The organism is Mycobacterium sp. SMC-2, from assembly GCF_025263485.1.
Classification (GTDB): Bacteria; Actinomycetota; Actinomycetes; order Mycobacteriales; family Mycobacteriaceae; genus Mycobacterium.
In genome coordinates this window covers 5,044,743-5,069,393 of the sequence record NZ_CP079863.1, presented here as the reverse complement: position 1 = coordinate 5,069,393, position 24,651 = coordinate 5,044,743, and the positions used below count along the sequence as shown (strand labels likewise).

Annotated in this window: 24 protein-coding genes and 1 tRNA gene; 13 read left to right on the top strand and 12 right to left on the bottom strand. The window is 66.8% G+C overall.

Going from position 1 to position 24,651, the window contains the following annotated elements; all coding sequences use genetic code 11:
* Positions 1-6 precede the first annotated feature (6 nt).
* The 6 genes from KXD96_RS23720 to KXD96_RS23700 all read right to left on the bottom strand — a co-directional run bounded on the left by KXD96_RS23720 (position 7) and on the right by KXD96_RS23700 (position 7,412).
* Positions 7-930 carry a potassium-transporting ATPase subunit C gene (locus tag KXD96_RS23720; protein WP_260740603.1) on the bottom strand — a complete coding sequence of 308 codons (924 nt, stop codon included), beginning with the start codon at positions 928-930 and terminating at the stop codon, positions 7-9.
* 1 nt (position 931) lies between these two features.
* Complete coding sequence (kdpB, locus tag KXD96_RS23715) at positions 932-3,082, bottom strand: potassium-transporting ATPase subunit KdpB (RefSeq protein WP_260740601.1); 2,151 nt, start codon at positions 3,080-3,082, stop codon at positions 932-934.
* The gene (gene kdpA / locus KXD96_RS23710; protein WP_260740599.1) at positions 3,082-4,752 is read right to left on the bottom strand and encodes a potassium-transporting ATPase subunit KdpA; all 1,671 of its coding nucleotides are present in this window, start codon (positions 4,750-4,752) and stop codon (positions 3,082-3,084) included. Before kdpA ends, kdpB begins: the two co-directional genes overlap by 1 nt.
* Positions 4,753-4,837: 85 nt before the next feature.
* On the bottom strand, positions 4,838-4,921 hold the full coding sequence (locus KXD96_RS28665) for a potassium ABC transporter ATPase (RefSeq protein WP_313901670.1): 84 nt from the start codon (positions 4,919-4,921) through the stop codon (positions 4,838-4,840).
* A 191-nt stretch (positions 4,922-5,112) separates the two neighbouring features.
* Positions 5,113-6,642, bottom strand: a complete 1,530-nt coding sequence (locus KXD96_RS23705) for a cell wall metabolism sensor histidine kinase WalK (protein WP_260740598.1) — start codon at positions 6,640-6,642, stop codon at positions 5,113-5,115.
* Positions 6,639-7,412: a response regulator transcription factor gene (locus KXD96_RS23700; protein WP_260740595.1), complete on the bottom strand. Its 774-nt coding sequence runs from the start codon at positions 7,410-7,412 to the stop codon at positions 6,639-6,641. The genes KXD96_RS23705 and KXD96_RS23700 overlap by 4 nt, the downstream gene beginning before the upstream one ends.
* A gap of 470 nt (positions 7,413-7,882) precedes the next feature.
* Here KXD96_RS23700 and KXD96_RS23695 point away from each other — a divergent pair, with 470 nt between their 5' ends.
* Positions 7,883-9,256 carry a PPE family protein gene (locus KXD96_RS23695; RefSeq protein WP_260740591.1) on the top strand — a complete coding sequence of 458 codons (1,374 nt, stop codon included), beginning with the start codon at positions 7,883-7,885 and terminating at the stop codon, positions 9,254-9,256.
* Positions 9,257-9,324: 68 nt separating this feature from the next.
* On the opposite strand, the gene KXD96_RS23690 is transcribed toward KXD96_RS23695, so the two are convergent.
* The 4 genes from KXD96_RS23690 to KXD96_RS23675 all read right to left on the bottom strand — a co-directional run bounded on the left by KXD96_RS23690 (position 9,325) and on the right by KXD96_RS23675 (position 12,243).
* Positions 9,325-9,609, bottom strand: coding sequence for a WXG100 family type VII secretion target (locus KXD96_RS23690; RefSeq protein ID WP_260737568.1), 285 nt, complete (start codon positions 9,607-9,609; stop codon positions 9,325-9,327).
* A gap of 44 nt (positions 9,610-9,653) precedes the next feature.
* Entirely contained in the window at positions 9,654-9,950 is a 297-nt protein-coding gene (locus tag KXD96_RS23685; protein WP_007168951.1) for a WXG100 family type VII secretion target, read from the bottom strand.
* Between the two features lie 162 nt (positions 9,951-10,112).
* Positions 10,113-11,276, bottom strand: a complete 1,164-nt coding sequence (locus KXD96_RS23680; protein ID WP_260740589.1) for a PPE family protein — start codon at positions 11,274-11,276, stop codon at positions 10,113-10,115.
* A 58-nt stretch (positions 11,277-11,334) separates the two neighbouring features.
* Positions 11,335-12,243 (bottom strand): PPE family protein, SVP subgroup, encoded by a 909-nt coding sequence (locus KXD96_RS23675; protein WP_260740586.1) that lies wholly within the window; start codon positions 12,241-12,243, stop codon positions 11,335-11,337.
* A gap of 352 nt (positions 12,244-12,595) precedes the next feature.
* On the opposite strand from KXD96_RS23675, the gene KXD96_RS23670 reads away from it, so the two are divergent.
* Positions 12,596-12,669 (top strand) — tRNA-Leu (locus KXD96_RS23670).
* 53 nt (positions 12,670-12,722) lie between these two features.
* Here the strand turns inward: KXD96_RS23670 and KXD96_RS23665 are convergent.
* Positions 12,723-13,439 carry a TetR/AcrR family transcriptional regulator gene (locus KXD96_RS23665; RefSeq protein WP_260740583.1) on the bottom strand — a complete coding sequence of 239 codons (717 nt, stop codon included), beginning with the start codon at positions 13,437-13,439 and terminating at the stop codon, positions 12,723-12,725.
* 93 nt (positions 13,440-13,532) lie between these two features.
* On the opposite strand from KXD96_RS23665, the gene KXD96_RS23660 reads away from it, so the two are divergent.
* The 6 genes from KXD96_RS23660 to KXD96_RS23635 all read left to right on the top strand — a co-directional run bounded on the left by KXD96_RS23660 (position 13,533) and on the right by KXD96_RS23635 (position 19,391).
* Complete coding sequence (locus KXD96_RS23660; protein ID WP_260740581.1) at positions 13,533-14,942, top strand: NAD(P)/FAD-dependent oxidoreductase; 1,410 nt, start codon at positions 13,533-13,535, stop codon at positions 14,940-14,942.
* Between the two features lie 106 nt (positions 14,943-15,048).
* On the top strand, positions 15,049-16,308 hold the full coding sequence (locus KXD96_RS23655) for an HNH endonuclease signature motif containing protein (protein ID WP_260740579.1): 1,260 nt from the start codon (positions 15,049-15,051) through the stop codon (positions 16,306-16,308).
* A 436-nt stretch (positions 16,309-16,744) separates the two neighbouring features.
* The gene (locus tag KXD96_RS23650; RefSeq protein WP_260740576.1) at positions 16,745-17,218 is read left to right on the top strand and encodes a hypothetical protein; all 474 of its coding nucleotides are present in this window, start codon (positions 16,745-16,747) and stop codon (positions 17,216-17,218) included.
* A 167-nt stretch (positions 17,219-17,385) separates the two neighbouring features.
* Complete coding sequence (locus KXD96_RS23645; RefSeq protein WP_260740574.1) at positions 17,386-17,676, top strand: hypothetical protein; 291 nt, start codon at positions 17,386-17,388, stop codon at positions 17,674-17,676.
* A gap of 49 nt (positions 17,677-17,725) precedes the next feature.
* On the top strand, positions 17,726-18,091 hold the full coding sequence (locus tag KXD96_RS23640; protein WP_260740572.1) for a DUF732 domain-containing protein: 366 nt from the start codon (positions 17,726-17,728) through the stop codon (positions 18,089-18,091).
* Positions 18,092-18,173: 82 nt separating this feature from the next.
* Entirely contained in the window at positions 18,174-19,391 is a 1,218-nt protein-coding gene (locus KXD96_RS23635) for a methyltransferase (protein WP_260740571.1), read from the top strand.
* Between the two features lie 4 nt (positions 19,392-19,395).
* Here the strand turns inward: KXD96_RS23635 and KXD96_RS23630 are convergent, their stop codons facing one another.
* Positions 19,396-20,406 (bottom strand): chemotaxis protein CheB, encoded by a 1,011-nt coding sequence (locus tag KXD96_RS23630; protein ID WP_260740569.1) that lies wholly within the window; start codon positions 20,404-20,406, stop codon positions 19,396-19,398.
* Positions 20,407-20,533: 127 nt separating this feature from the next.
* Between KXD96_RS23630 and KXD96_RS23625 the strand changes: the two genes are divergently transcribed.
* The 5 genes from KXD96_RS23625 to KXD96_RS23605 all read left to right on the top strand — a co-directional run bounded on the left by KXD96_RS23625 (position 20,534) and on the right by KXD96_RS23605 (position 24,624).
* Positions 20,534-21,316 carry a hypothetical protein gene (locus KXD96_RS23625; protein ID WP_260740568.1) on the top strand — a complete coding sequence of 261 codons (783 nt, stop codon included), beginning with the start codon at positions 20,534-20,536 and terminating at the stop codon, positions 21,314-21,316.
* Positions 21,317-21,345: 29 nt separating this feature from the next.
* Positions 21,346-22,101, top strand: coding sequence for a dienelactone hydrolase family protein (locus KXD96_RS23620; RefSeq protein ID WP_260740565.1), 756 nt, complete (start codon positions 21,346-21,348; stop codon positions 22,099-22,101).
* 11 nt (positions 22,102-22,112) lie between these two features.
* Positions 22,113-22,388, top strand: a complete 276-nt coding sequence (locus KXD96_RS23615) for a DUF6295 family protein (RefSeq protein WP_260740564.1) — start codon at positions 22,113-22,115, stop codon at positions 22,386-22,388.
* 23 nt (positions 22,389-22,411) lie between these two features.
* Complete coding sequence (locus tag KXD96_RS23610; RefSeq protein ID WP_260745523.1) at positions 22,412-23,155, top strand: DUF427 domain-containing protein; 744 nt, start codon at positions 22,412-22,414, stop codon at positions 23,153-23,155.
* A 380-nt stretch (positions 23,156-23,535) separates the two neighbouring features.
* Entirely contained in the window at positions 23,536-24,624 is a 1,089-nt protein-coding gene (locus KXD96_RS23605) for a YncE family protein (RefSeq protein WP_260740562.1), read from the top strand.
* Positions 24,625-24,651: the final 27 nt, after the last annotated feature.

Below are 24,651 nucleotides of genomic sequence, written 5' to 3'. Positions count from 1 at the left end.
ATCGCGCTAGCTCGAGACTGGATATTTGTGGTCGAGTTGCAAGTTCAGTTGCAACACGTTCACGCACGGCTCCCCGAAAAACCCGAGGGTGCGGCCGCTCGTGTACTGAGCTACCACCGCACGTATCTGATCGGGGCTGACGTGGCGGGCCTTGGCCACCCTGGGGACCTGGATCGCGGCATAGGCAGGCGAGATATTCGGGTCCAGGCCGCTGCCGCTGGCGGTGACGGCGTCGGCGGGCACGGCGGGGTCGGTTGGTGCCGCGCCGCGGATTGGCACGATCTGGCCTATCGAGTAATCCTCGCCGTACTTGGCGCACTGGACCCGCACCCCCTCGTAGAGGGTGAGGAACGGCGCCGGTGTCGTCTGGCACGGCTCGTTGACGCTGACCACCCGGGTGGGATGGATGACGTTTCCGCGCGCGTCGCGCGGTCCGATCACCGACAGCACCGCACCCACACCGCCGCCGGTGCAGAATGGTCGCGACCCGTCCACACCCTCCAGCTGGCCGATTGCTGCGCTGCGCGTGCAAACTTGCGTCAGCAGGCTCGGTTTGAAGCCCGCGTCCGTAGCGGACCTGCCGCTCGCCAATTGCGATGGATCGGCGGGTGTGTCGACGACGCTTTCCGGCCCGAGGTTGCTCGCGCTCGACGCCAGCGGGTCGTAACCGCTACCGGCCGCCGAGGGCCGGCTCTGGAAATACCGCGGCAACGGGTTGCCGTCCTTGTCGGTGAACAGCTGACCGATCAGTCGGCTGCCGACCGGTTTGCCGTTGGCGGTGAGGATTGACCCTTCGGCCTTATCGTGCAGTCCCGGTATCTGCGCCACCAGCCAGATGAGCAGCGGGTAGGCGAGGCCGGTGATCAAGGTGAGCACCAGCAGCGCGCGCAGGGCCGCCCAGTGCAGGCGAACGAAATTCGAGAAGCTCATGTCAGGACATCCCGGGGACGAATTGAACGATCAGGTCGATCAGCTTGATTCCGACGAACGGGGCGACGATCCCGCCGAGTCCATAGACGTAGAGGTTGCGGCTCAACAGTTTTGACGCGCTACTCGGCGTGTAACGCACGCCGCGCAGCGACAACGGGATCAGGGCCACGATGACGATCGCGTTGAAGATCACCGCTGACAAGATCGCCGACTCCGGGCTGTGCAGCCGCATGATGTTAATCGTGTCCAGCCCGGGGAACAGCGCAACGAACATGGCCGGGATGATCGCGAAATACTTTGCGATGTCGTTGGCGATCGAGAAGGTGGTCAACGCGCCACGCGTGATCAGCAGCTGCTTGCCGATCTCCACGATCTCGATGAGCTTGGTGGGGTCGGAGTCGAGGTCCACCATGTTGCCGGCCTCTTTGGCGGCCGAGGTACCGGTGTTCATCGCCACGCCGACATCCGCCTGAGCCAGAGCCGGGGCGTCATTGGTGCCGTCGCCGGTCATCGCGACCAGCTTGCCGCCCTCTTGCTCCCGCTTGATCAGCTCGAGTTTGTCCTCGGGCGTGGCCTCGGCGAGGAAGTCGTCGACGCCCGCCTCGTCGGCAATCGCCCTGGCGGTCAACGGGTTGTCGCCGGTGATCATCACCGTCCGGATGCCCATCCGCCGCATCTCGTCGAACCGGTCGCGCATGCCCTGTTTGACGACGTCTTTGAGGTGGATGACGCCTAACACCGCCGCCTCGCCGTCGCGGCTTTCCCCGACGACCAGCGGGGTGCCGCCTGCGGCGGAGATGCCGTCGACGAGCTCGCCGAGCTGCTGGGGCACCTTGCCGCCCTGGCGACGCACCCATTCCGCCACCGAGCTGGCCGCGCCCTTGCGCAGCAGGTGCCCGTTGAGGTCGACACCCGACATCCGGGTGGCCGCGGAGAATTCCACCCAGTGGGCGTGTGCGAGTTCGCCGGGTGTCCGCGCGCGCAGCCCGAAGTGTTGTTTGGCGTATACGACGATCGAGCGGCCCTCGGGTGTTTCGTCGGCGAGGCTGGACAATTGCGCGGCGTCGGCCAGTTGCTCGTTGGTCACGCCGTCGAGGGGGACGAAGGCGGCGGCCTGCCGGTTGCCCAAAGTGATTGTGCCCGTCTTGTCCAGCAGCAAGGTGTTGACGTCGCCGGCGGCTTCCACGGCGCGCCCGGACATCGCGAGCACGTTGCGCTGAACCAGCCGGTCCATCCCAGCGATGCCGATGGCCGAGAGCAGCGCGCCAATCGTTGTGGGGATCAGGCAAACGAGCAGTGACACCATCACGATGCCGGTGACACCGTTTGTGTTGAGCGCCTGGGTGTCTGGAACGCCCGGATTGTTCATCTTGGAATAGATCGCCAGCGGCTGCAGGGTCGCGACGGCGAAGACGAAGATGATCGTCAAGGCGGCCAACAGGATGTTGAGGGCGATCTCGTTGGGCGTCTTCTGCCGGTTGGCGCCCTCGACGAGCGCGATCATCCGGTCGATGAAGCTCTCCCCGGGCTTCTGCGTGATCCGCACGACGATCCGGTCGCTCAGCACCGTGGTGCCGCCGGTGACTGCCGAGCGGTCACCGCCGGACTCGCGGATTACCGGGGCGGATTCGCCGGTAATAGCCGATTCATCCACGGACGCAATGCCTTCGATGACGTCGCCGTCACCCGGTATCACCTGCCCGGCTTCCACCACGACGACGTCGCCCCGTTGCAGGAGCGGCGCGGCGACCTGTTCCTCCACGGCCGGCGCACCGGGCCTGTAGTCCTTGAGCCGTCGTGCCAGGGTCTGGCTTTTGGCCCGGCGCAGCGTTTCGGCCTGGGCCTTGCCCCGGCCTTCGGCGACCGCCTCAGCGAGGTTCGCGAACAGCACGGTCAGCCACAGCCAGACCACGATCAACCACGCGAACCAGGTCGGGTTGATGATCGCCAGCGCGGTGCTCCAGGTGGCGCCGATCTCGACGATGAACATCACCGGGTTTCGCCACAAGGTATGCGGGTTGAGTTTGCGCAGCGCATCCGGCGTCGACTTCCACAACATCTTCGGATCGAGCAAGCCGCCCTGCACCCGCTTCGTGCTGCCGTGCGCCGTCGGCTGGGTCTCCTCAGCCGGGTCGGCGGTGGACGCGGTCATCAGTGGATTCCTTCAGCGAGAGGCCCGAGCGCGAGCATGGGCAAGAATGTGAGAGCGACGAGAATGAGCGTGACACCGGCAACCATCCCGACGAACTGTGGCCGGTGGGTGGGCAAAGTGCCTGCCGATTCGGGCGTGGTGCCCTGCTTTGCCAGTGAGCCGGCCAGCGCGAGGACGAGCACGATCGGCAGGAACCTGCCGAAGACCATGGCCAGCCCGAGTGCGGTGTTGTACCAGTTGGTGTTGACGCTGATCCCGGCGAAGGCCGACCCGTTGTTGTTGGCCGCGGAGGTGAACGCGTACAGCACTTCCGACAGCCCGTGCGGACCGGTATTGAGCATCCCGGCACGCTCGCCCGGCAACGCCATCGCGATCGCGGTGCCGGTCAACACGATCAGCGGAGTGACCAGGAAATAGCTTGCGGCGAGCTTGATTTCGCGCGGGTTGATCTTCTTGCCGAGATATTCCGGGGTACGGCCGACCATCAGGCCCGCGACGAACACGGTGATTACCGCGAGGATCAGCATGCCGTACAGACCTGAGCCGGTGCCGCCAGGCGCGACCTCGCCGAGCTGCATGTTGAACATGGTGATCATGCCCCCGAGGCTGGTGTAAGAGTCGTGGAACGAGTCGACGGCGCCGGTGGAGGTGAGCGTTGTCGAATCGGCAAACACCGCCGAGTTGGCGACGCCGAAGCGCTGCTCTACCCCCTCCATGGCCGCACCGACCGCGGTCGGCACCGTCCCGTGGTGCTGCAACTGGAACCACATCATGAACGACACGCTGATGGCGTACAGCGTCGCCATGATCGACGCGATCGCATAGCCCTGCTTGGTGCTGCCCACCATGCGCCCGAACGTGCGCGGCAGCGAGAAGCTGATCACGAGGAGCAGGAAGATCTCCACCCAGTTCGTCCACGTCGTCGGGTTCTCAAAGGGGTGAGCGGAGTTCGCGTTGTAGAACCCGCCGCCGTTGGTGCCGAGCTCCTTGATGACCTCCTGGCTGGCCACCGGGCCGCCGGTGATCGTCTGCTGGGTGCCGTTAAGCGTGGTGACTACCTGGTCGTTCAGGTGGAAGTTCTGGATCGCCCCACCCGCGACCAGCACGATCGCGCCGATGACAGCGATCGGCAGCAGGATGCGCAGCGTGCCGCGGACCAGATCGACCCAGAAGTTGCCCAGATCGCCGGTGCGCTTGCGGACGAAGCCGCGCACCAGCGCGACCGCCACCGCCATGCCGACGGCCGCCGAAACGAAGTTCTGCACAGCCAGGCCGGCCATCTGCACCAGGTGGCCCTGTGTTGATTCACCGGAGTAGGCCTGCCAGTTGGTGTTGGTGACGAAGCTGACGGCGGTGTTCCAGGCCAGCCCGGGTGTCATCTGCGTGGCCGGATCGTGCAGATGTAGCGGCAGCTTGCCCTGCACGAGCTGGAACACGAATAGGAAGAGGATGCTGATCGACGAGAAGGCCAATACACTTCGGGCGTAGGCGCCCCAGGTCTGCTCCGAGCGGGAATCAACACCGATCAGCCGATACACGGCACGCTCGACGTAGCCGTCCTTCTCCGACGTGTAGACCCGATACATGTAGTCGCCCAAGGGCACATGGACCGCCACCAGCGCTACCACGAGAAGGCCGAGGAAGATCAACCCGGCGGCTGTCGTGTTCATCAGAACCGCTCCGGGAACAGCAGAGCGCAGCCGAGAAAGAGCGCGAGAAGGACGGAAAGCACCAAGCCGACGACGTTTTCGTAGTTCACAGCCGTTCGACCAGTTTCTGCGCGAAGCCGAGCACGGCGAAGATCGCCACCGTGAGCACGATGTACACCAACACGCCCATCTTGTCTCCGTTCCGGGCCGATCACGTGCATACGAAACGGCCTCGTCGAGTTAGCCACGGCGCGGCCGCTTCAGGCAAGGTCAGCTTGAAAATAGCTGGTACCCGGGGCCTAGGGCCTTTGGTTGACAGTTTTATGACGGCGTCGCGGTGCACCTTTACGGTTTCTTGACGCCCCGCCGCGGCGGGCGAACCTATGCGGCGTCGGCGCCCGGGCCGTCGATCATCGGGATACGGACCCGGAAAACCGTTCTGCCCTCCGTGGATTCGGCGGTGACGGAGCCGTGGTGGGCCTTCACGATCGAACTGACGATGGCCAGCCCCAGACCGGTGCCCGTGCTGTTGATCCTGGAGTTGTGCGCCCGGGCGAACCGTTCGAACAACCGAGGTAAAAGCTCCGGTTCGATGCCCGGGCCGTCGTCGGCGACGGTCAGTTCGACCCACGGCGCCTCGGGGCCCTCGCGGTGGCACGTGATGCCAGTGGTGACGGTGACGCCGGGCGGGGTGTGCACCCGGGCGTTGTTGAGCAGGTTGCTGACGAGTTGGTGTAGCCGGTCTTGGTCCCCGCGGACCCACACCGATTCCTCGGGCAGGTTCTTCACCCAATGGTGCGTCGGCGCCGCGACCGCCGCGTCGTTCACGGCGTTGACGACGAGCTCGGCCAGGTCGACGTCCTCGCTCTGCAGGTCTTGTCCTTCGCCCAGGCGGGAGAGCAGCAGCAGCTCGTCGACAAGCAATGTCATGCGCCGCGCTTCGGACTCGATGCGGGCCAGCGCGTATTCGGTGGTCGGCGGCAGCTCCGAACTGTCCTGGCGGGTGAGTTCGGCGTAGCCCTGAATCGCAGCCAGCGGTGTTCGCAGTTCGTGACTGGCGTCGGTGATGAATTGCCGCATCCGCAGATCGGATTCGGCGCGCTGCGCCAGCGCAGTATCGACGTTGTCCAGCAACCGGTTCAGGGTGTGGCCGACGATGCCGACCTCGTTTTGCTGGTTGGTGTCGCGCGGCCGCACCCGGACGCTGATGCGGTGGTCGTCGTCGGTAAGCGGCATGGCGGCGACCTCCGCCGCGACCCCGGCCAGCCGGCGCAATGGTCGAAGTGTGTAGCCGACAAACCAAACGGTGAGCCCGGCGGTGACCACCAAAGCCGCCGCGATGAGCAGGGTGGTGGTGACCTGCTTGCGGGCGATGATTCGGTCGGCGAGGTTCAGCGACACCCCGGCGATCAGCACGTCCGACCTGTCGACGTGGCGGCTGTCGAGCCGGTAGGACCCGAGGCTGCCGAGATTTTCGGTCCGTGGCGGCCCGTCGGTCCATGACTGGGCTTCGATGGCGCGGACCACGTCGGCCGGTGCCGGTCGTGCTTCGGCTTCCGAGAAAACCGCCGACCCGACGACGGCGCCGTTGTGCAGCACCACGATGAGATTCCCCGGCGTTTGATCGGTGAACTGCAGCATCGCCTGGTCCAGCGGCTTAGCGCCGGAGACCGAATTACGTTCGGTGTCAAGGTATTTGGAGTATGAATGGCCCAGCGCATCCAAGGACCCGCCGACGGCGGCGTCGCTCATCGAGGTGACGTAACCGCGCAGGCTCAGCACGGATACGATTCCGACCGTCATCAGCACCACGCTGACCACCACCAGTACGCCCAACAGCAACTGACGGCGTAACGAACGGGGCAGCCACCGCGGAAGATCCCCGGACAGGGCGTCCCGGTCTTGACTCATCCCGGGGGCCGCAGCATGTATCCAACACCGCGCACGGTGTGAATCATCGGTTCCCGGTCGGAGTCGATCTTCTTCCTGAGATAGGAGATGTACAGATCCACAATGCTCGTGCGCCCGGCGAAGTCGTAGTTCCAGACGCGGTCGAGGATCTCGCTGCGGCTCAGTGCGCGGCGGGGATTGCGCATGAGGAAGCGCAGCAGTTCGAACTCGGTTGAGGAAAGCGATATCTGGGTGCCGTCGCGGATCACTTCACGGCTGGCGGTGTCGAGCCTCAGGTCGCCGACAGTGAGGGTTTCGTCGGACGGCGGTGTCTGCTGGCCGGAACGGCGCAGCAACCCGCGCAGCCGTGCGACGAGCTCTTCGAGGCTGAACGGTTTGGTCATGTAGTCGTCGGCGCCGGCGGTGAGGCCGGTCACCCGGTCCATCACCGAGTCCCGCGCCGTGAGGAAGAGCGTCGGGGTGTAGGTGTCGGATTGGCGGACGCGCTCCAGGATTCGCAGGCCGTCCACGTCGGGAAGCATGATGTCGAGCACGAGCACGTCGGGGTTGATCTTGTCGAACTTGGCCATGGCCTCGCGCCCGTTGTGGGCGATGTCGACAACCCAGCCCTCGTAGTGCAGCGCCATCTTCACTAGGTTGGTCAGCGCCGGCTCGTCGTCGACCAGGAGCACCCTGATCGGTGATCCATCGGCTCGGTAAATCCTGGGTAGCTGCCCGAGGATGGCCTGGCGGGGCCGCTGGCCACCCGCGTATCCCGTCATTGCGGTCATGTTCCTACATTCTGGCAAGCCACACACCGAACAGTCACGAACCTCATAGAGTTCTCAAATGTAGGCGGCCGGGCCCGTGTCAACACATCTCACTCAAATATGAGTTTGATATGTGTCGCACCGGATCGCTTGCGATGGGCGCGTTTGCCAAGATCGCCGGGCGGCGCAGCCGTTAGTTGATTACCTCGCCCAACTTCCAGGCGATACGTCCCAAGCCGGCGCGCAAGACCGTATTCGGTTGATTTGCAGGGGGCTGCATTTCGGCGGACTCGGCTGAAATTGAAATGAGTACGCTCAACGCGGGGGACGACGGAGTACCGAGTCGCGTTACCGAAACCGTTTGGTTGCAATGGTTTTCGTTGCTGAGCGCGTAAGCGCAACGCCTGAAACGGTGGCCGGCGCAGCAACCGCGGGCATCGCTGCCGGTCCTGATCCCGGCCTCGGCAAATTCAACTAGCAAAAGGAAAGAAATGGATTTTGGCGCGTTGCCGCCGGAAGTCAACTCCGGCCGGATGTATCTGGGACCCGGGCCCGCGACGCTGCTGGCCGCCTCGGCCGGATGGGAGTCGCTGGCCCTCGAGCTGAACTCGGCCGCCAGCGGCTACGAATCGGTGATCACCACCCTGACGGCGGAATGGATCGGCCCGGCCTCGATGTCGATGTCCGCCGCGGTCGCGCCCTACGTGGGCTGGCTGCAGGCCACCGCCGAGCTGTGCGAGCAGTCGGCGGTACAGGCCACCTCCGCCGCGGCGGCCTACGAAGCGGCGTACGCGATGACGGTCCCGCCGCCGCTCATCGCGGCCAACCGTGCTCAGCTCATGACATTGGTCGCGACCAACTTCCTGGGCCAGAACACGCCGGCGATCATGGCCACCGAGGCGCAGTACAGCGAGATGTGGGCCCAGGACGCCACCGCGATGTACACCTATGCCGCCAGCTCGGCTTCCGCCTCAACTTTCAGCACCTTCGCCCCGCCGCCCCACACGACCAATCCGACCGGGATCGCCGGGCAAGCGGGCGCGGTGACCCAGGCGACCGCCGCCCACGCCGCCGGCAACGCCCAGACGGCCTCGGCGCAGGTGATGTCCTCGACGCCGCAGGCGCTGCAGAGCCTGTCGACCCCCGGATCGACTTCGGGCCTGTCGCAGGCCGCGATGGGCACCGAGGCGTCGCTCGGGTCGTCGGGAGCGACAGCCCCGCTCAGCGCGCTGTCCAGCCTCACCGGCACCAGCAGGGGCGCCACCAAGAGCGCCAGCACCGGTGCGGGGGCGGCGTCTGGCCTGGCGGGCGCCCTCGGTGGCGCCGCCGGGGCCGGCGATGCGGCCGGCCTGTTTTCCGACGCGGCCGGCCTGGGCTCCGATGCCGCGGGTTTCGGTGCCGACGGCGGTGGCGTCGGTATAGACCTATACGGGCTGGGGCTCGATTATCGAGGCCTGAACCTCGATTACCAGGGCCTGGCCCTCGATATGGAGGGCGCGGGTTCGATCCTCGGGGCGGAGGGACTGCACGGCATCCAGGTCCCGCAAGCTTTGGGTGGTCTGGGCCTGGGAAACATCGGGTCGCTGGGAGGTTTAGGCGAGGGTGCGTCGGCGAGCCTGGGTCAGGGAGCCTCGCTCGGGACCTTGTCGGTGCCGCCGGGCTGGGCAAACGCGGCGTCGTCGCTTACGCCGCTGCCCGCCGCCCACGCCATGCCGGGCGGGTGGGGTGCGACGCCGACGCCGTCGCCGGCCACAGGTATCTCGAAGCTGCCGCTGGGCGGCATGGTCGGGCGCGAGGCGGACGGCGCGGTTCATCGGGTCGGGTTCCGTCCCTCCCTTATCCCGCGTTCGCCGGTGGCCGGCTGATCGGCGCCGAAGCCACAAGAAGGGTCCGCACACCGTGGTGTGCGGACCCTTCGAGTGAGGACGCGGTGTCAGGCCCAGCTGGACCCAACGGCGCTGTCGGTGCTGGCCATGTTGTTGCCGGCGCTCTGCACCTTCTGACCGTGGGCGTTGGCCTGCTCGTAGATCACCTGGAAGTTGCGACCCAACTGGGTGATGAACTCCTGGCAGGCCACCGACCCGGCACCGCCCCAGAAGTCACCCGCAGCAAGCACATCGCGAATGATGGCCTGGTGCTCAGCCTCCAAAGACGCGGCCTGGGCGCGGATCAAGGCACCGTGGGCGTCGACATCGCCGAACTGGTAGTTAATGGTCATTGCTTAGCTCCTTAAAAGTGTTGGACAGCAGTGGTTTTCGGCCGCTAGCTGCTCAGGATCTGCTGCGAGGCCTGCTCTTGCTGCTCGTAGTTGTTGGCGTCGCGGATCAGTCCGTCGCGCACTCCGTGGAGCATGTTGACGATGTTGCGGAAGGCCTGGTTGACCTGACCCATCGTGTCGTACGAGGTGGCCTGCGCCTGACCGCTCCAGCCGGAGCCGGCGATGTTCATCGAGGACGCCCACATCTTGCGGGCCTCGTCCTCGACCGTCTGGGCGTGCACCTCGAAGCGGCCCGCCATCGCCCGCATTTCGTGCGGGTCAGTCATAAACCGTGTCGCCATGTTTCCTTCTCCTTGTCGTTCAAGCCTTCAGTCCCGAAGTCTTAACAGTTGTAATTGATGCGGTGGTGGCCGCGTTATGGACAGATTACGGCCTACCGGTTAACTGATCGCCTCAAACGGGTGACACGCACCCCCTTATTTCTCGTACCGGTATTCCCGACATCAGACGACAACCTGCTTGGGCATGACGATCGGCTTGAAGCCGTACCGCGGCCCGGCACCATACGCCCCGGCGCCCTTGGCCGCCGCAGCCATGCCGGGCATGCCGGGCATCGCGGCGACCGGCTCCGCCTCGGCCGCGGCCGTCCAGCCCGAGCCCGCGAGCGGAGCGGTGGAGGAGGCCAGCGACGCGGGGGCGGCCGCATTCCAACCGGCGGGCACCGACAGTCCGCCGACCGCGGAGGCCTCGCCCAGGGCGGCCGACGCGCCCGCGCCCGACACCGAGCCCACCATGGTGCCCGGCACCATCCCACCGGCGAGCGGCGTGACGGAGTCGGCCAGCGCGAACGGGATCGACGGCACAGAGCCGAGGGTGTGCCCCAGCGACACCGCGTTCGGGATGGTGGCACACACCCACCATGCGGCCGTGTTGACGGCGCCGTTGATGCCGTTGAAGACGGACGGCGTGCCGAGGAAGTTGTCGATCGAGGACAGGATGCCGTCGGTCGTGAAGGGGAGGGTGGGCGCCGCGGCCGCCAAAGGCGCCGCATTGGAGATGGGCGCCAACGCCTGGACCGTGCCACCCGTCGAATCCGCGGCGAGCGCAACGCTGTCCGCGGCCGCGGCGGCCGCCGGGTTGGTAGTCGACGTCAGTGGTGTCACCGGCGTAAGGACCCCGGCCACCGCCGAGGCGGCCTGGTAAGCGGCCATCATGGCGGCATCCTGGGCCCACATCGCGGCGTAATCCGCTTCGGTCGCGGCAATCGCGGCCGAATTGACCCCCAGGAAGTTGGTCGCGACGAGTGTCGCCAGCAGCGTCCGGTTGGCCGCGATCACCGGCGGGGGCACGGTCGCGGCAAATGCCGCCTCGTAGGCGGCCGCCGAGGCCGTGGCTTGCGCGGCCGCCTGCTCGAGCGTCGTCGCCGTCTCGGTCAGGTAGGCGATGATCGGCTGGGCTGCGGCGGCCGCCGCCGCGGAACCGCCGCCGGTCCAGTTCTCGGTGGTCAGCAGCGAGATGATCGACTCCCACTGAGTTGCCGTGGCGCTCACCTCGGCGGCCAGGTTTGCGTACGCCGTCGCCGCGGCCATGAGCGGTGCGGCGCCGGCGCCGGCGTACATGAGCGAGGAGGTGATCTCCGGGGGAATTGCCGCAAAGTCAAGAACCATTTGTGTTTCCCGCTCCTTTGTCTTGTGGGATTGAAGTCTTTGAGGAAGTGGCCGCGGCCTAGACTGCCGTCGGCCTCGGCATGACGATCGGCTTGACGCCGTAGCGGGGAGCACCAAATCCGGCGCTGTTGCGCGCGGCCGCACCCATTCCCGGCATTCCAGGGATGACGGTTCCCGTGCCGGCCTGCGGCGCGGCGGCGGTCCAGCCCACTGTCTCGAGCGGCGCAGCGCTGGTGCCGACCACCGGGGTGGCCGAGCCGGCCCAACTCGGCGGGACCGAGAGCTTGCCGACCATGGTGGCCTGCCCCGCGGCGGCCATTGGCATCGCGCCAACGCCGGCCATGCCGCCACCGGCCATCGGCGCCGTCGTGTCGACGAGGCCCGCGGCGTCGGCGGCGGATCCGGCGGCATCGGCGGCGGAGGTGTCCAGCAGACCACCACCGGCCAGGCCGAGCAGGTTCGAGGTGGCGGACGCCCAGTTTCCGAAACCGATGTTTCCGATGTTGGCGCTGTTACCCGAGAGGCCGAAGATTCCGCCGAGCATGTTCGGGTTGGTGCCGTTGCCGGTGCTACCGAGGAGCCATGACAGGTAGTCGAGGGGAGTGTTCGAAGGCGTGGCGGCCGCGGCGGCGAGGGGAGAGGCGGCGAGGGGAGATGCGGCATTCGAAAGCGCCGCCTGGCTCGCGTTGATGGCCTCGGTGTCGCCGTAGCTGCCGGAGCTGATCCCCAGGGTTTGCGCGTAATTTTCCAGCAGCGCCTGCGCCTCGGCGGCAATCGCCTGGTACTGGGTGCCGTACGCCGAGAAGATCGCCGCCTGCTGCGCCGACACCGGGTCGGCGGCGGCGGGAGCGATGACCGTGGTCGCCGACGCGGCGCCCGCGTTCTGCGCCGCCAGGTTGGTGTTGATCCCCGACAGCAGCTGCTCGGCGGCGAGCATCTCTTCGGTCTGCGTTGTCAGAAATGCCATTGATTGCTCCTCATGTTGGAACGAGTCGACGTCCGTGCGTGGTCAACCTGTGTGTTCGCGTAACGGCCCCTGTGCGTTGGCGTAACACTAACGACCCACGAGTCCACGTTCCCGATCGAAAGCGCGAGCGTGACAGCCGTTTACGGCTTCTTAACGACGAGGGCGGCAGTTTTAACACTGTCCTGTCGGACGACATCGCGGTGTCATCTGTCATCTCTAGGAAAGACGTAGTTAAGACGCGCGGGCGCGGATCTTAACCGACGACCGTCCGCACCGCATGTTGGGCTTTTCGCTTGTTTTGAGCGGGTGCGGTCTCCCCGATTCAGCGCCCGCGCGCTACATTCGCCGCCGGGCCCCCATAGCCCAATTGGCAGAGGCAGCGGACTTAAAATCCGCCCAGTGTCGGTTCGAGTCCGACTGGGGGCACAGTAAAAAGGCCTCCCTCGTCGAGGCGTTGCGGCGCGCTGCCAAACCGGCCGCTACGTGACATAGGGCAGCCGTACCCGATCGCCTACTTCGCCGTTGGCGTCTCGGAGGGCCGGGGCGGCTAGGCCTTCGCGCAGCAGCCAGCGCGCAAGCTCGAGCGTCTGCGCGATCTCCTCGTCGGTGATGCGCAGGCCGTCCGGTTGCTGACGCAGCGCGATCACACCGTTCCAGGCGCCCCACAGGAAGTGCGTCAGCCGCATCGAGTCGACCGGTCGGGCCTCACCCGCGGCGACGGCCTTGTCGATCTGCCCGGCGAAGTTGTGCAGTAGCCGCCCCACCCGGTCGCGAATGCGGGCTTCGGTCTCATTGTCCCCGGAAAGCGGTTCTGCCCCCGGGCTGCGGTAGGCCAGGAAATGGAAGGCGCCGGGGTGGTCGAGGTGGAAGCGTAGGTACGCGTCACCGCCGGCGAGCACCCGCTGCAGCGGGCTCAGCGACGGATCATCGCTGCGCGCCATGTATTCGGTGAACAGCTCGAGCGCGCGGTCGACCAGCTGCAGGTACAACCCGCGTTTGCCCTCGAAGTGTCCGTAGATGGAACCGACCGACACGTCGGCCAACTCCGCAATCTCCTCGATCCGGGCGCCGCTGTACCCGTCACGGCTGAATACCACCTCGGCGGCGTCGAGGATCGCGCCTCGGGTGCGGGCCCGGCGCCGGCCGGCACGGGCCATGGCCGCCGTGGGCGGGGTCGAAAGCGGGTCGGCCGGCATCGTCCGAGGATAGGCCACCCACCTGAACTTTGTAAGTCGGTTCATAGACTGAAACTACTTACAATTTGCTTGACGATCTGGCATTCTCCTTCCATGCCTGAGCACACGGAAGTGGTTATCGTCGGCAGCCGCTGCGCCGGTTCGGCCGCCGCCATCGCGCTGGCGCGCAGGGGCCGCTCCGTCGTCGCGCTCGACGGCGCCGCCTTTCCGTCCGACACCCTGTCCACGCACCTGTTGTTCACCCACCACTGGGCCGAGGTGGAGCGCATCGGCGCCACCGACCGAGTGCTCGAACTCGGCGCCCCGCTGCACACCCACGCCGGACTCGGCGCGCCCGGCGTCGAGGCCGTCGGCCCATCGAGCACCTACGAGGGCTTCGCCGCCGGAGCGTGCATCCGCCGTCCCGGATTCGACCTCGCCCTGGTCGAGACCGCCCGCGCCGCCGGTGCCGAGGTTCGCGAACACGTCCGGGTCACCGATCTGATGCGCGATCGGTCGGGGCGCGTCTGCGGGGTGCGGTTTCGGCAGCGAGACGGCTCGACGGGCGCGATCACCGCGAAGTTGGTCATCGGCGCCGACGGGCGCCGGTCGACGGTCGCGCGCCTGGTCGGCACCCGTGTGCACCACACCTGGGACAACCAGCGCATGATGGCCTTCGCCTACTACGAGGACGCCCACCCCGAGAGCCGACACGTGGCCATGCAGTGGCGCTACGACGACGATCTGGTCACGGTATTCCCTTGCGACGGGGGCCAATTGGTGGCGCTGCAGATGCCGCCGGTGCGGCGCGCCGACGAGTACCGCGCGGACCGGTCGGCGGCCTTCGCGGCGACCATCCAACGCATTCCGCCGTATGCCGAACGGCTTCGCGGCTGTAGCCAGGTCAGCAAGGTCTTGGTCTCCTATCACCATCCGTCCTACTTTCGGCACTCCCACGGGCCGGGTTGGGCGCTGGCCGGCGACGCCGGGCACTTCAAGGATCCGGTTACCGCACAAGGCATTCGCGATGCCCTGCGCTTCGGCCGGCTGCTCGGCGAGGCCGCGGCGCCCTGCCTGGACGAGCCCGATAAGCTCGACCGCGCGCTGGCGGGATGGGAGTTCGACCGGGACGCGCAGTGCCTGGCGATGTACCAGTGGGCGAATGCGCTGGGCCGCGATGACACCGTTTCGCCGATCGAGTTCGCAGCCTACCGATGGTTCGCGGCCCGACCGGATCGGTTCACCCAAATCGCCGACGTCTTCAATCGAATTGCCGCACCGCAGCAGGTGTTCTCGCCCGGCAACGTGGTGCGTTGGACGGCCGCCGCCGCGCGCGATCCGGGCGTCGACAACCATGAATTGTGGCGGACACTGCGCCGCGACGTGCGCCGCGAGGTCGAGCGCATGGCCGAGCAACGCATGTTCGCTCACCGGCGGAAGGCGTCGTCGCGGCTGCCTATGACGCACGGGTCGCCCAGTGATCGAGAGAGGGTGGACATTCAGCCGGTGCCGTACTCCGATTAGCGCGACTACGGTTCGGTTCGAGTCCGACTGGGGCACTTCGTTTGCGTGACCCCAACGCCAATCGCGGCCGAGGCTAAATGTCGTACCCGGCTGCTTTGATGTGGTTATGTCCTTCACCGCAGCGCCTCCGCTGGCAGAAAACGTTCCGCGTCGTCTGGATGTGCTGTTCGAGGAGTTGGCGGAGTTGGCCGGTCAGCGCAACGCGATCGATGGGCGCATCGTGGAGATCGCCGCCGAAATGGACCGCGACGAGCTGTGCGGCGCCACGGGCGCGCGGTCGATCGCGGCGTTGGTGGCCTGGAAGACCGGCTCGTCGCTGGAAAACGCCCACACGATCACCGCCGTCGCGCGCCGGTTGCCGGAATTTCCCCGCTGCGCCCGGGACCTGCGCGAGGGTCGACTGTCGCTTGATCAGGTCGGTGTCATCGCCAGGCGGGCCGGTGAGGGTTCTGATGAGCACTATGCGCAGCTGGCCGCTCACGCCACGGTCAGTCAGCTGCGCACCGCGGTCAAGCTCGAGCCGCGACCCGAGCCCAAACCCGATCACCCGCAGCCGAATCCGCAGCCCTCGATCACCAAGACCACCACCGACGAGGAGTTCAGCTGCTACCGGGTCAGACTCCCGCACCCCGACGCGGCGAAGTTTGACGCGGCCTTGCGGTCTCATCACGAGGCGCTGATCGCCGAGTGGAAGCTCGATCACGACAAGGGTGGCCGCGTATCGGATCATCGGCCGCCGTTACCGACCACCGGCGAGGCGTTCCTGCGTCTGGTCGAGACCGGGTGGGACGCGGAGGTGGCCCGTCGGCCGCACGGGCAGCACACCACCGTCGTGGTGCATCTGGACGTGAAGCAGCGGATCGCCGCGCTGCATCTGGGCCCCCTGCTGTCGGAGGCCGAACGCCGATATTTGACCTGTGATGCCACAGCTGAAGTGTGGTTCGAACGCGACGGCCAGGTCATCGGCGCCGGGCGGACGAGCCGGGTGATCAACCGGCGCCTTCGTCGTGCGCTTGAGCATCGCTACCCCACGTGTGCGGTTCCCGGTTGCGCCGCCACCCGCGGTCTGCACGCCCATCACATCAGGCATTGGGAAGACGGCGGCCCCACCGAGCTGGCCAACCTCGTCCTGGTCTGTCCGTATCACCACCGGCTGCACCATCGGGGCGTCATCACCATCACCGGGCCCGCACACGAGCTCACCGTCACCGACAGCGCCGGTCGCCAACTGGGCGCGGGGTCGCTCGCCCGCCCACCCAAGCAACCCCCGCCCGCGGTAGCCCCTTATCCGGGACCCACCGGAGAGCGCGCCGACTGGTGGTGGTACGACCCCTTCCAACCCCAACCACCACCGGCCAACAACTAGGTCGATCACCGGTGTCAGTTACTCAAACCTGTTGCAGCACATGAAGATTCATTGACTACACCGGTCGGCAGTCAGTGACCGCGCCAAAACCGAGCTGGACCCCGCCCTCGGTCAAATATGCCGCGGTGCCATCGGATTCGCCGCAAAATAGGGTCACGCAGCGCCGCTACATCGACGGTGGTGGTGGGTCTTGGCTGCCGCCTCGGCCGCCGGAGCGCTGTTCGGGACCCGAACCTGATCCTCGTTGTGACCGACGACGGACTCCGGCGACCCGTTTGGGGAGCTCGCGGGCCCTAAAATCCGTCAAATGGCCCGGCCGCTGTGCGAACAATCGAATCCGGGTCATCCTCTGTCTGAGGAAGAGCCTTTCTCCCCTGTCTGGCGGGCCTTCTTCAGGCGCAGGATCAGGCCGTCAACAACGTCTAGGAGGACACCAGTGTTGAAGCGAGCCATTGTGGGCGCTGCGGTGGCTGTTATCGTCGCCGGTTGCTCGCCCCAGACACATACCGGCGGTAGCGGCACCACCACTACGACGACGTCTCATGCCCAGGCCGTGCGGGGATGGGTCGAACTGACCAAGGACCACATGCAGGACCTGGGGATCGCCATGGGCAAGGCCACTTTTGCCGTCGGTGAACATGACTACGCCGCTCTGGGGGCGGCCTGCCGCGAGGGCCATGACGCGGCAAGTTACCTGCAGGGCCACATGCCTTCTCCCGACAAAGAACTCACCGACGCGCTGCAAGCCAGCCTGGACGACTTCGACGCCGCGTCCCACTTCTGCGTCGCCGCGGTCGACGACAAGGATGCCAACGAGGCTCGCCACGCCAGTGAGTTCATGAACTCTGCCGAGGGGCATCTCACGACCGCCACCGCCATCCGCGATCGCATCGTCAACGGACCTTCGTAGGTCCATTTAGAGCGGACGCGGCGGCGGCCTCGGGCCGCCGGTGCCGGAAAGCGACGAAGGGTCCGATGCGGGAGGACCTTGGCCCCTACCTCGCATTAGGGGGCAGGGTCGACAGTGAGACACACGAGTTCCCGACGACCTAGAGAGGGCGAGAAATGAATCGCGAAGTGAGCAAATTCTTCTGCGGAGCGTTCGCCGGAATCGCCTACGCGCACGCCGGCTACGCCATTGCCGCATCGGCAGGCATCGTCGACGAGCCCATGTTCCTCGGGAGGAAATGGGGCGTCGGATTCATGTGGACGGAAGCCGTTGTCTACACCGCGATCAGCGCGGCCCTCGGGTATGCGGGCTGGCGTCGCCAACCCGTCAAGCTGCACGAGGCGGGCGCGCCCGAGACAGACGGGCAGGGTAAGCCCACTGCGACCGCGGCGCAGCTACCTCTCTCAAGGTCGGTTTGATCGGGTCGCCAAAGGAGCTTGACCGCTACGGAAAAGGAGGCCACGCCAGATGAGCGTCCGTCCCGGGAAGCGGTCGGCGGTCTGTGCGGTCCTGCTGTCCATCGTCATGCTGCTTTCCTCGGCGTCAGCGTCAGCAGATCCGGTCGACGATGCGTTCATCGCGTCCCTGGTCAACTACGGGATCGAAGTCCGGGACAGCGACACCGCGATCGCGATGGCCCACCGCGTCTGCACGGGATTCGACAACCACGCGAACGCCAGCGTTCTGGCGCTGAAGGTGAAGCGCGACACCGATCTCACGATGAAGGAATCCAGCTATTTCGTCGGCCTGTCCGTGGCCGCCTACTGCCCGCAGTACCGGGGGCAGATCGACAGTTCGCTGATCTGGCTGATCCCGGGGCCCCCGCTGATGTGAGCGCGGGCGCTGTCCGCCAGGCCGAATGGCGCCAGGCACAGTAAGTTGGTCGCGACCGCCACCACGAAGGAGTTGCGCCGAAGTGACCGACGATCCGCGGGGCGACGGCGTCTCCCGTCAATACGACCGCTGGGAGTATCCGCCCCCGGTAACCGATCTCGCGGCGTGGAGCAAGAACCACTGGGATTGGTTCGACCCCTTCTGGGCACACCGGGTCTTGTGGCCGAACCGGGAGTACAAGCCGGACCTCGACATCCTCATCGCCGGTTGCGGCACCTTTCAGGCCGCCCTTTTCGCATTCATGAACCGCGACGCCACTGTAGTCGCGATCGACGTGAGCAGGTCTGCGCTGAAGCACCACCAGTATCTGAAAGACAAGCACGGCCTGGACAACCTGGAACTGCACCTGTTGCCCATCGAAGAGGTGGCGACGCTTTCCCGCGACTTCGACCTCATCGTGTCCACCGGCGTCTTGCACCATACGGCGGATCCGCTGGCCGGGATGACAGCGCTGGGCGCGTGCTTGCGCACCGACGGGGCGCTGGGCGTCATGCTCTACGCGAAGTACGGGCGGATCGGGGTCGACATGCTCGAGTCGGTGTTCGCCGACCTCGGATTGGCGCAGGACGCCGCGTCGGTCCACATGGTCAAAGAGGCGATCGCGGTGCTACCCGCGGATCACCCTGTGCGCACCTACCTGAAGGGCGCGCGCGATCTGGTGTCCGACGGCGCCCTGGTCGACACCTTCCTGCACAGTCGCCAGCGAAGCTACACCGTCGAGGAATGCCTGGACCTGGTCGGCGCTGCCGGACTGGCCTTCCAGGGCTGGTTTCACAAGACGCCGTACTACCCGCACGACTTCGTCGCGCCCGCGAGCCAGTTCCAGGCGAGGCTGAACGAACTGCCCGACGTCAAACTCTGGTCAGTGATGGAACGCCTGCAGCCGGCGAACGCCACCCACTTCTTCATGGCCTGCCGCCCCGAACGTCCCAAAGAGCATTACACGATCGACTTCTCGACGCCCGCAGCGCTCGACTACGTCCCGCTGCTGCGGACGGCCTGCCTGCTGTCCGGGGACGACATCCACCTGCCCGGCACGAAACTGAAGCTCAACCCGGCTCAGCTGCCCTTCGTTCAGCGGGTCGACGGCCGTCGCACGCTTGGGGAGATCATCGAGCATGTCGCGCGGCGCGACCGGACCGGGCCCGAAAACGGCGATCTGGTAAAGGATTTCGGGCGCAAGCTGTTCGAGTCGCTGTGGCGGCTCGACTTTCTGGCGATGGCACTGGACGACCGCTAGCGGTTCACGAGGTTTCCGAGCTGCCGCTGGTGTCGGCTTTTGCCGCCAGAAGACCCTGGCGCAATGCCGAAATGGCATGTGCGGCCCGGTTCGCCGTGGCGGTATATCCCTCCAAATCCGCAGCGCTCTCGGCGTTTTCCGCGAGAGTGCGGGACAGGCGCGCCGTGTCCTTCAGGTTGCGGATCGCTGCCCAGATTGCTTCTTCGAGTTCGTCGCCGTAAGCGACCAGCAGCGCCTGGGCCGTCCACGCATGGCCCACCTGGCACCGGTACGTGTCGCCCACCGACATCAGGGTGCCGTTGCAGCTCGGGCACGTGTACCCAGTCGGGGGACCCAGATCTTCCACGCCGACGGACGCGGCGAACCGGCTGTCCATCGCGATCTGGTTCTCCAGCTCGAGTTGCCCGTCGGGGTCGGCCGCCGGCTCTTCGATCTCCCGGTCGGCCAGCTGCGCGAGCAGGCCACCGATCTCCTTCGCCGACGCCGTGTGGTCGGCCACGCCGGCTTTGATGGCGTTCTGCGGCAGATCGGGAAACAGCGCGTCCGTCGGTTCCTGAACCACGGTGATTCCTCCCTTGGCCTTGATGGCGCGCAGCCCGGCCACGCCGTCGTCGAGCAGTCCCGACATCAGGACCCCGATCGCGCGTGGGCCATAGTCGAGCGCGACGGACCGGAAAAGCGCGTCGATTCCCGGTCGGCGACCGCTCTCCCACGGCCCATCCGAGAGCGCCACCCGGTGGTCGTGGGCAAGCAGATGGTGGTCGGGCACGGCGGCGTATATCCGTCCGGCCTCCAGTACCGCGCCGTCGACCGCAGCGACCGCCCGCAGCGGGCCGCTTCGGTCGAGGATGTGCGCCAGCAGGGAAGGCGCCCCCCGGCTCATGTGGATGACGATCATGACGGCGAACGGGAAGTCCGGCGGCATACCCGCCGCCAGTTCGCTCAGTGCTTCGATGCCTCCGGCGGACGTGCCGATCGCCACCACGCCTTCAGCCGGCGTTGCCGTGCGCTGCATGGCTTCAAGACTGGCCCTGGACCGGGGTCGGCGCCAAGGGTCATAAGCCCTCTTGGTGGCGCCGCGGACCAAATTTTCGCCCCGCCGCCGACGTCGCGGAAAGCCGCCACTCATACACTGGCCCATCGTGGGCATGCTGTTTGGTCTTGCGCCGTGGATCGTTTATTGGGTGCTCGTCGGTAACGTCCCGTTCCCCGCCGCCGCGCTGGCCGGGCTGGCGCTCGCGACCATCGCGCTGGTCATCGGGAGTCTCGCCGACAAGCCGGAGCGGACGCTCGAATCCGGTTCTGCCGCAGTGTTTGTGGTGCTGACCGGGCTGACTTTCGCGCGGGATGAGTGGTTCGCCCAGCGGTGGATTCTGCCGCTGAGCACCGCCGGGTTCCTCGTGGTGGCGCTGGCCGGCATGCTGATCGGCAAGCCGTTCGTGCGCGCGTTCGCCGCCGCGGAACAACCCGCCGACGTGGTCAAGACCGAGCTATTCGGCCGGGTCGTGGGCGTTCTGAGTTGGCTCTGGGTGGCGACCGCGGCCGGCATGACGGTGTCGTCGGCGATTCCGCCGATCGTGCGGCGTGACACGACGATTTTGGACACCAGGACTCCGGTGTCGTACGTGTGTTACTGGATCATTCCGTTCACGCTGCTGGGCCTGGCGGCGGTGGCGTCGCGGTTCCTGCCCCAACGGATGCTGGTCGGTATCGACGACGTCGAGCGGGAAACCTCGTTCGTGGCTTACGACGAGGCCACCATCGACGAGCTGTACTTCCTCGCCCAGGAACACGCGAACCGGGAGGTCGGCCCCGGCAAGGAGGCCTACAACGTGAAGGTCGGGGGCATGGGCACCCCGTTGACCGGGGATGAGTCGCGCAAGTCGTGGCCCTCGACGTACAAGGTGCGCGACAAGCGGCGATGAACGCGCAGGGAGCCCCGAAAGGAGTCGCGATGAACGCGGTCACCCCCGACGCCATCCGTGCGGAAACGATCACCATCACCGGCCACGGCGGCGACGAGATCGAGGCATACCGCGCTATGCCGCTCGCCGAGGGATCGCGCGGCGGAGTCGTGTGGATCCATCACATGCCCGGCTACGACCGGGAGACCAAGGAGTTCGTCCGGCGGCTCGCCGTCATGGGCTACCACGCGGTGGTCCCCAACCTCTATTCGCGCGAGGCCCCCGGTGCGTCCCCCGACGACGCCGCGGCGGCGGCGCGCGCCGCCGGCTGGGTGCCCGACGAGCGGCTGGTCGGCGATGTCGCGGGCGCTGTCGAGCACCTGCGTTCCCTGCGGGGCGCCAACGGGAAGTTCGGTGTCATCGGGCACTGCTCGGGCGGGCGGCACGCGTACCTGGCGGCGTGTTCGCTGCCGTTCGACGCCGCGGTGGACTGCTACGGCGCCTTCGTGGTCGAGGATGCGCCCGAGGGCATGCCCAAGGCCATGAAGCCGATCCTGCACCTGGCCTCGAACCTCAGTTGCCCGCTGCTCGGCCTGTTCGGGCTCGACGACCGCTTCCCGGCGCCGGCCGCGGTGGCCGCTCTGGACGAGGAGCTGACCAAGCTGAACAAGCCGCACGAGTTCCACTCCTACGAGGGAGCGGGGCACTCGTTCTTCTCCGTCGATCGGCCCGCTTACCGGCCGGAGGCGGCGGTGGACGGCTGGCGGCGCATCGACGACTTCTTCGCCACTCACCTGAAAGGCTAGGTTCGCCGGCCATGTGCACCTATCTCACCGAACACGTCGAAATCGAGGGCAGCGGCAAGGGCGCCACGGGATGGTTCCGCGCCGGCCGGGCGACGGTGTACGTCGATCACCCGGTCCACGCGCCCTACGGCCACACGGTCAACATCGACGTCATCAACCCCGAGCTCGGGCCGTCGGCGCGGGTGGCGCTGGAGCTCACCGAGGAGAGCGCCCTGGCGCTGGCCGACGCCATCCGGACGGCGATCGCCCACGCACCGGCCGGGCTGGCCGCCAAGGATCAGAGGTGACCGCCGAACGCGACTACCCCCAAATGGCCGCCGCGCGCGGCAGGGTCGAGCCCGCGCCGCGCCGGGTGCGTGGCTATCTGGGGGACGCGCTCGTCTTCGACACCACAGCCGCCCTCTACGTGTGGGAGGTCCCGTACTACCCGCAGTACTACATCCCGTTGGCGGATGTCCGCGCGGAGTTCTTGTGCGACGAGAACCATCCGCAGACAGTGCAATTCGGCCCGTCGCGGCTGCACGGCCTACTGGGTACCGGTGAGGCTCTCCCGTCCGCCGCGCGGGTGTTCGACGCCGACGGCGACGGCCCGGTGGCCGGGACTGTGCGATTCGAATGGAATGCCTTGCGGTGGTTCGAGGAAGACGAGCCGATCTACGGCCACCCACGCAATCCCTACTCGCGGGTTGACGCGCTGCGCTCACACCGGCACGTCCGGATCGAGCTGGATGGGATTACGCTGGCGGACACCAAATCTCCTGTTCTGCTCTTCGAAACCGGTTTGCCCACAAGGTATTACATTGACCCCACCGATATCGCCTTCGAACATCTGGAACCAAGCGTGACGCAGACGCTGTGCCCGTACAAGGGCGTGACGTCGGGATACTGGTCGGCGCGGGTCGGCCAGGCCTTGCATCCGGACCTGGCCTGGACGTACCACTACCCGCTGCCGGCGGTCGGCCAGATCGCCGGTCTGGTGGCGTTTTACAACGAGAAGGTGGACATCGTCGTCGACGGCGCCACCTTGCCCCGGCCGCGGACCCAGTTCAGCTAGCGGCCAAGGTGTGATGTTTGCCTCTTCGCGCGCTCGACCCTGAGAGTTTCTTATCCTGGGCATCCGGACGGCGCTGACCGGGGACGTTAGCGGTGAATGCGAAATCCGCGGGATGCGCGTTTGCATCGTTTTCGCTGAGGGTAAGCGACTGCGATACAGCGTAATTGAAAGCCTGAGCAGAACCTGAGTGCGGGGGAGTGACGTAGCTAACGTCAGCGGATTTCGAACCGCGTAGACGCGATTTCCGGCCGGTAGACTCGCAAAAACCAGTCGCGTCAGCGCCTTTCGGTGCTGAGATCCGGAGGATCCGGCGGCCAAATTGTCGCGTAAGTCCTGGCGACTGTGCCTCCGCGCCGACAACACAGCAAAGGCGGTACAGCGTGAGCGGTCTGAACGAGCACAAGGCCTTCCAGGACGACCGAGATGGGCAAGTCTTCCGATTCGACGACGCTTCGGTGGTCCAGATTCCGGTGCGGAACGGTCCGATCAGCGATATCGGCATCAACCACGACGGCAGCCGGCTGGTGGTTGCCAACCACGGCGGCGACACAGTCTCGATCATCGACACCGATGCGCGGCGGGTGTTGCAGACCGTCGCCGGCCTGCACGAACCGTTCGCCATCGCCGTGAGCGGTGGGGACGCCCCGCGCGCCTATGTCAGCACCGCGACCACGGCGTACGACTCCATCGACGTCGTAGACCTGGCCACGAACGCGCGCATCGCAACCCATCCGCTGGCCCGGAGCGTGAGCGATCTGACCGTGAGCGCCGACGGCAGGTTCGTCTACGCCAGCCGGAACGGCGCCCGCGGCGCCGACGTCACGGTCGTGGACACCACCACCGACGACTTCGAGGTGATCGACCTCGCCACCGCGCCCGGAACCACCGCGGACCGCGTTCGCATCAGCCCCGACGGGCGGCACCTTTACGCCGCCACCAACGGGCCGTCCGGCGGTGAACTGGTCGTCATCGAGACGCGCGCGCAGGCCGACGGCCGCGTCGGTGGCTGCTGCCACATCGTGGGCGCCTACGAGCTGGGCCTGCCGATTCGCGACGTCGCGCTCAGCGGCGACGGCGCCACGGCCTACGTGGCCAGTTGCGGCCCCGTCGTGGGCGCGGTGCTCGACGTCATCGACACCCGAACCCGCAAGATCACCGGCACGCGCAAGCTCAGCGAGCTTGCCGGTCCTCTCACCCGCTTGACGCTGAGTCGCGACGGCCGGCGCGCCTACCTGGTCAGCGACGACCGCGTCGCCGTGGTCTGCACGCGAACCCACGACGTCATGGGTGAAATCATGACCGGGAAGCACCCGTCCTGCGTGGTCGAAAGCCCCGACGGTCGATACCTCTACACCGCCGGCCACTCCGGTGTGGTGACCGTTACGCCGATCACCGCGGGCGGGGGACCGGCCGAGGCGTCGTGGACTCGGCTGCCCGAGCTGCCACAGCGGGAACCCGTACTCGCTTAGAGTGATTGCCGACGCCGGCGCCACCTC

Coding starts and splice junctions, on each gene's coding strand:
- KXD96_RS23720 (WP_260740603.1), bottom strand. CDS start 930: ATGAGCTTCTCGAATTTCGTTCGCCTGCACTGGGCGGCCCTGCGCGCG.
- kdpB (WP_260740601.1), bottom strand. CDS start 3,082: ATGACCGCGTCCACCGCCGACCCGGCTGAGGAGACCCAGCCGACGGCG.
- kdpA (WP_260740599.1), bottom strand. CDS start 4,752: ATGAACACGACAGCCGCCGGGTTGATCTTCCTCGGCCTTCTCGTGGTA.
- KXD96_RS28665 (WP_313901670.1), bottom strand. CDS start 4,921: ATGGGCGTGTTGGTGTACATCGTGCTCACGGTGGCGATCTTCGCCGTG.
- KXD96_RS23705 (WP_260740598.1), bottom strand. CDS start 6,642: ATGAGTCAAGACCGGGACGCCCTGTCCGGGGATCTTCCGCGGTGGCTG.
- KXD96_RS23700 (WP_260740595.1), bottom strand. CDS start 7,412: ATGACCGCAATGACGGGATACGCGGGTGGCCAGCGGCCCCGCCAGGCC.
- KXD96_RS23695 (WP_260740591.1), top strand. CDS start 7,883: ATGGATTTTGGCGCGTTGCCGCCGGAAGTCAACTCCGGCCGGATGTAT.
- KXD96_RS23690 (WP_260737568.1), bottom strand. CDS start 9,609: ATGACCATTAACTACCAGTTCGGCGATGTCGACGCCCACGGTGCCTTG.
- KXD96_RS23685 (WP_007168951.1), bottom strand. CDS start 9,950: ATGGCGACACGGTTTATGACTGACCCGCACGAAATGCGGGCGATGGCG.
- KXD96_RS23680 (WP_260740589.1), bottom strand. CDS start 11,276: ATGGTTCTTGACTTTGCGGCAATTCCCCCGGAGATCACCTCCTCGCTC.
- KXD96_RS23675 (WP_260740586.1), bottom strand. CDS start 12,243: ATGGCATTTCTGACAACGCAGACCGAAGAGATGCTCGCCGCCGAGCAG.
- KXD96_RS23665 (WP_260740583.1), bottom strand. CDS start 13,439: ATGCCGGCCGACCCGCTTTCGACCCCGCCCACGGCGGCCATGGCCCGT.
- KXD96_RS23660 (WP_260740581.1), top strand. CDS start 13,533: ATGCCTGAGCACACGGAAGTGGTTATCGTCGGCAGCCGCTGCGCCGGT.
- KXD96_RS23655 (WP_260740579.1), top strand. CDS start 15,049: ATGTCCTTCACCGCAGCGCCTCCGCTGGCAGAAAACGTTCCGCGTCGT.
- KXD96_RS23640 (WP_260740572.1), top strand. CDS start 17,726: ATGAGCGTCCGTCCCGGGAAGCGGTCGGCGGTCTGTGCGGTCCTGCTG.
- KXD96_RS23630 (WP_260740569.1), bottom strand. CDS start 20,406: ATGCAGCGCACGGCAACGCCGGCTGAAGGCGTGGTGGCGATCGGCACG.
- KXD96_RS23620 (WP_260740565.1), top strand. CDS start 21,346: ATGAACGCGGTCACCCCCGACGCCATCCGTGCGGAAACGATCACCATC.
- KXD96_RS23615 (WP_260740564.1), top strand. CDS start 22,113: ATGTGCACCTATCTCACCGAACACGTCGAAATCGAGGGCAGCGGCAAG.
- KXD96_RS23610 (WP_260745523.1), top strand. CDS start 22,412: ATGGCCGCCGCGCGCGGCAGGGTCGAGCCCGCGCCGCGCCGGGTGCGT.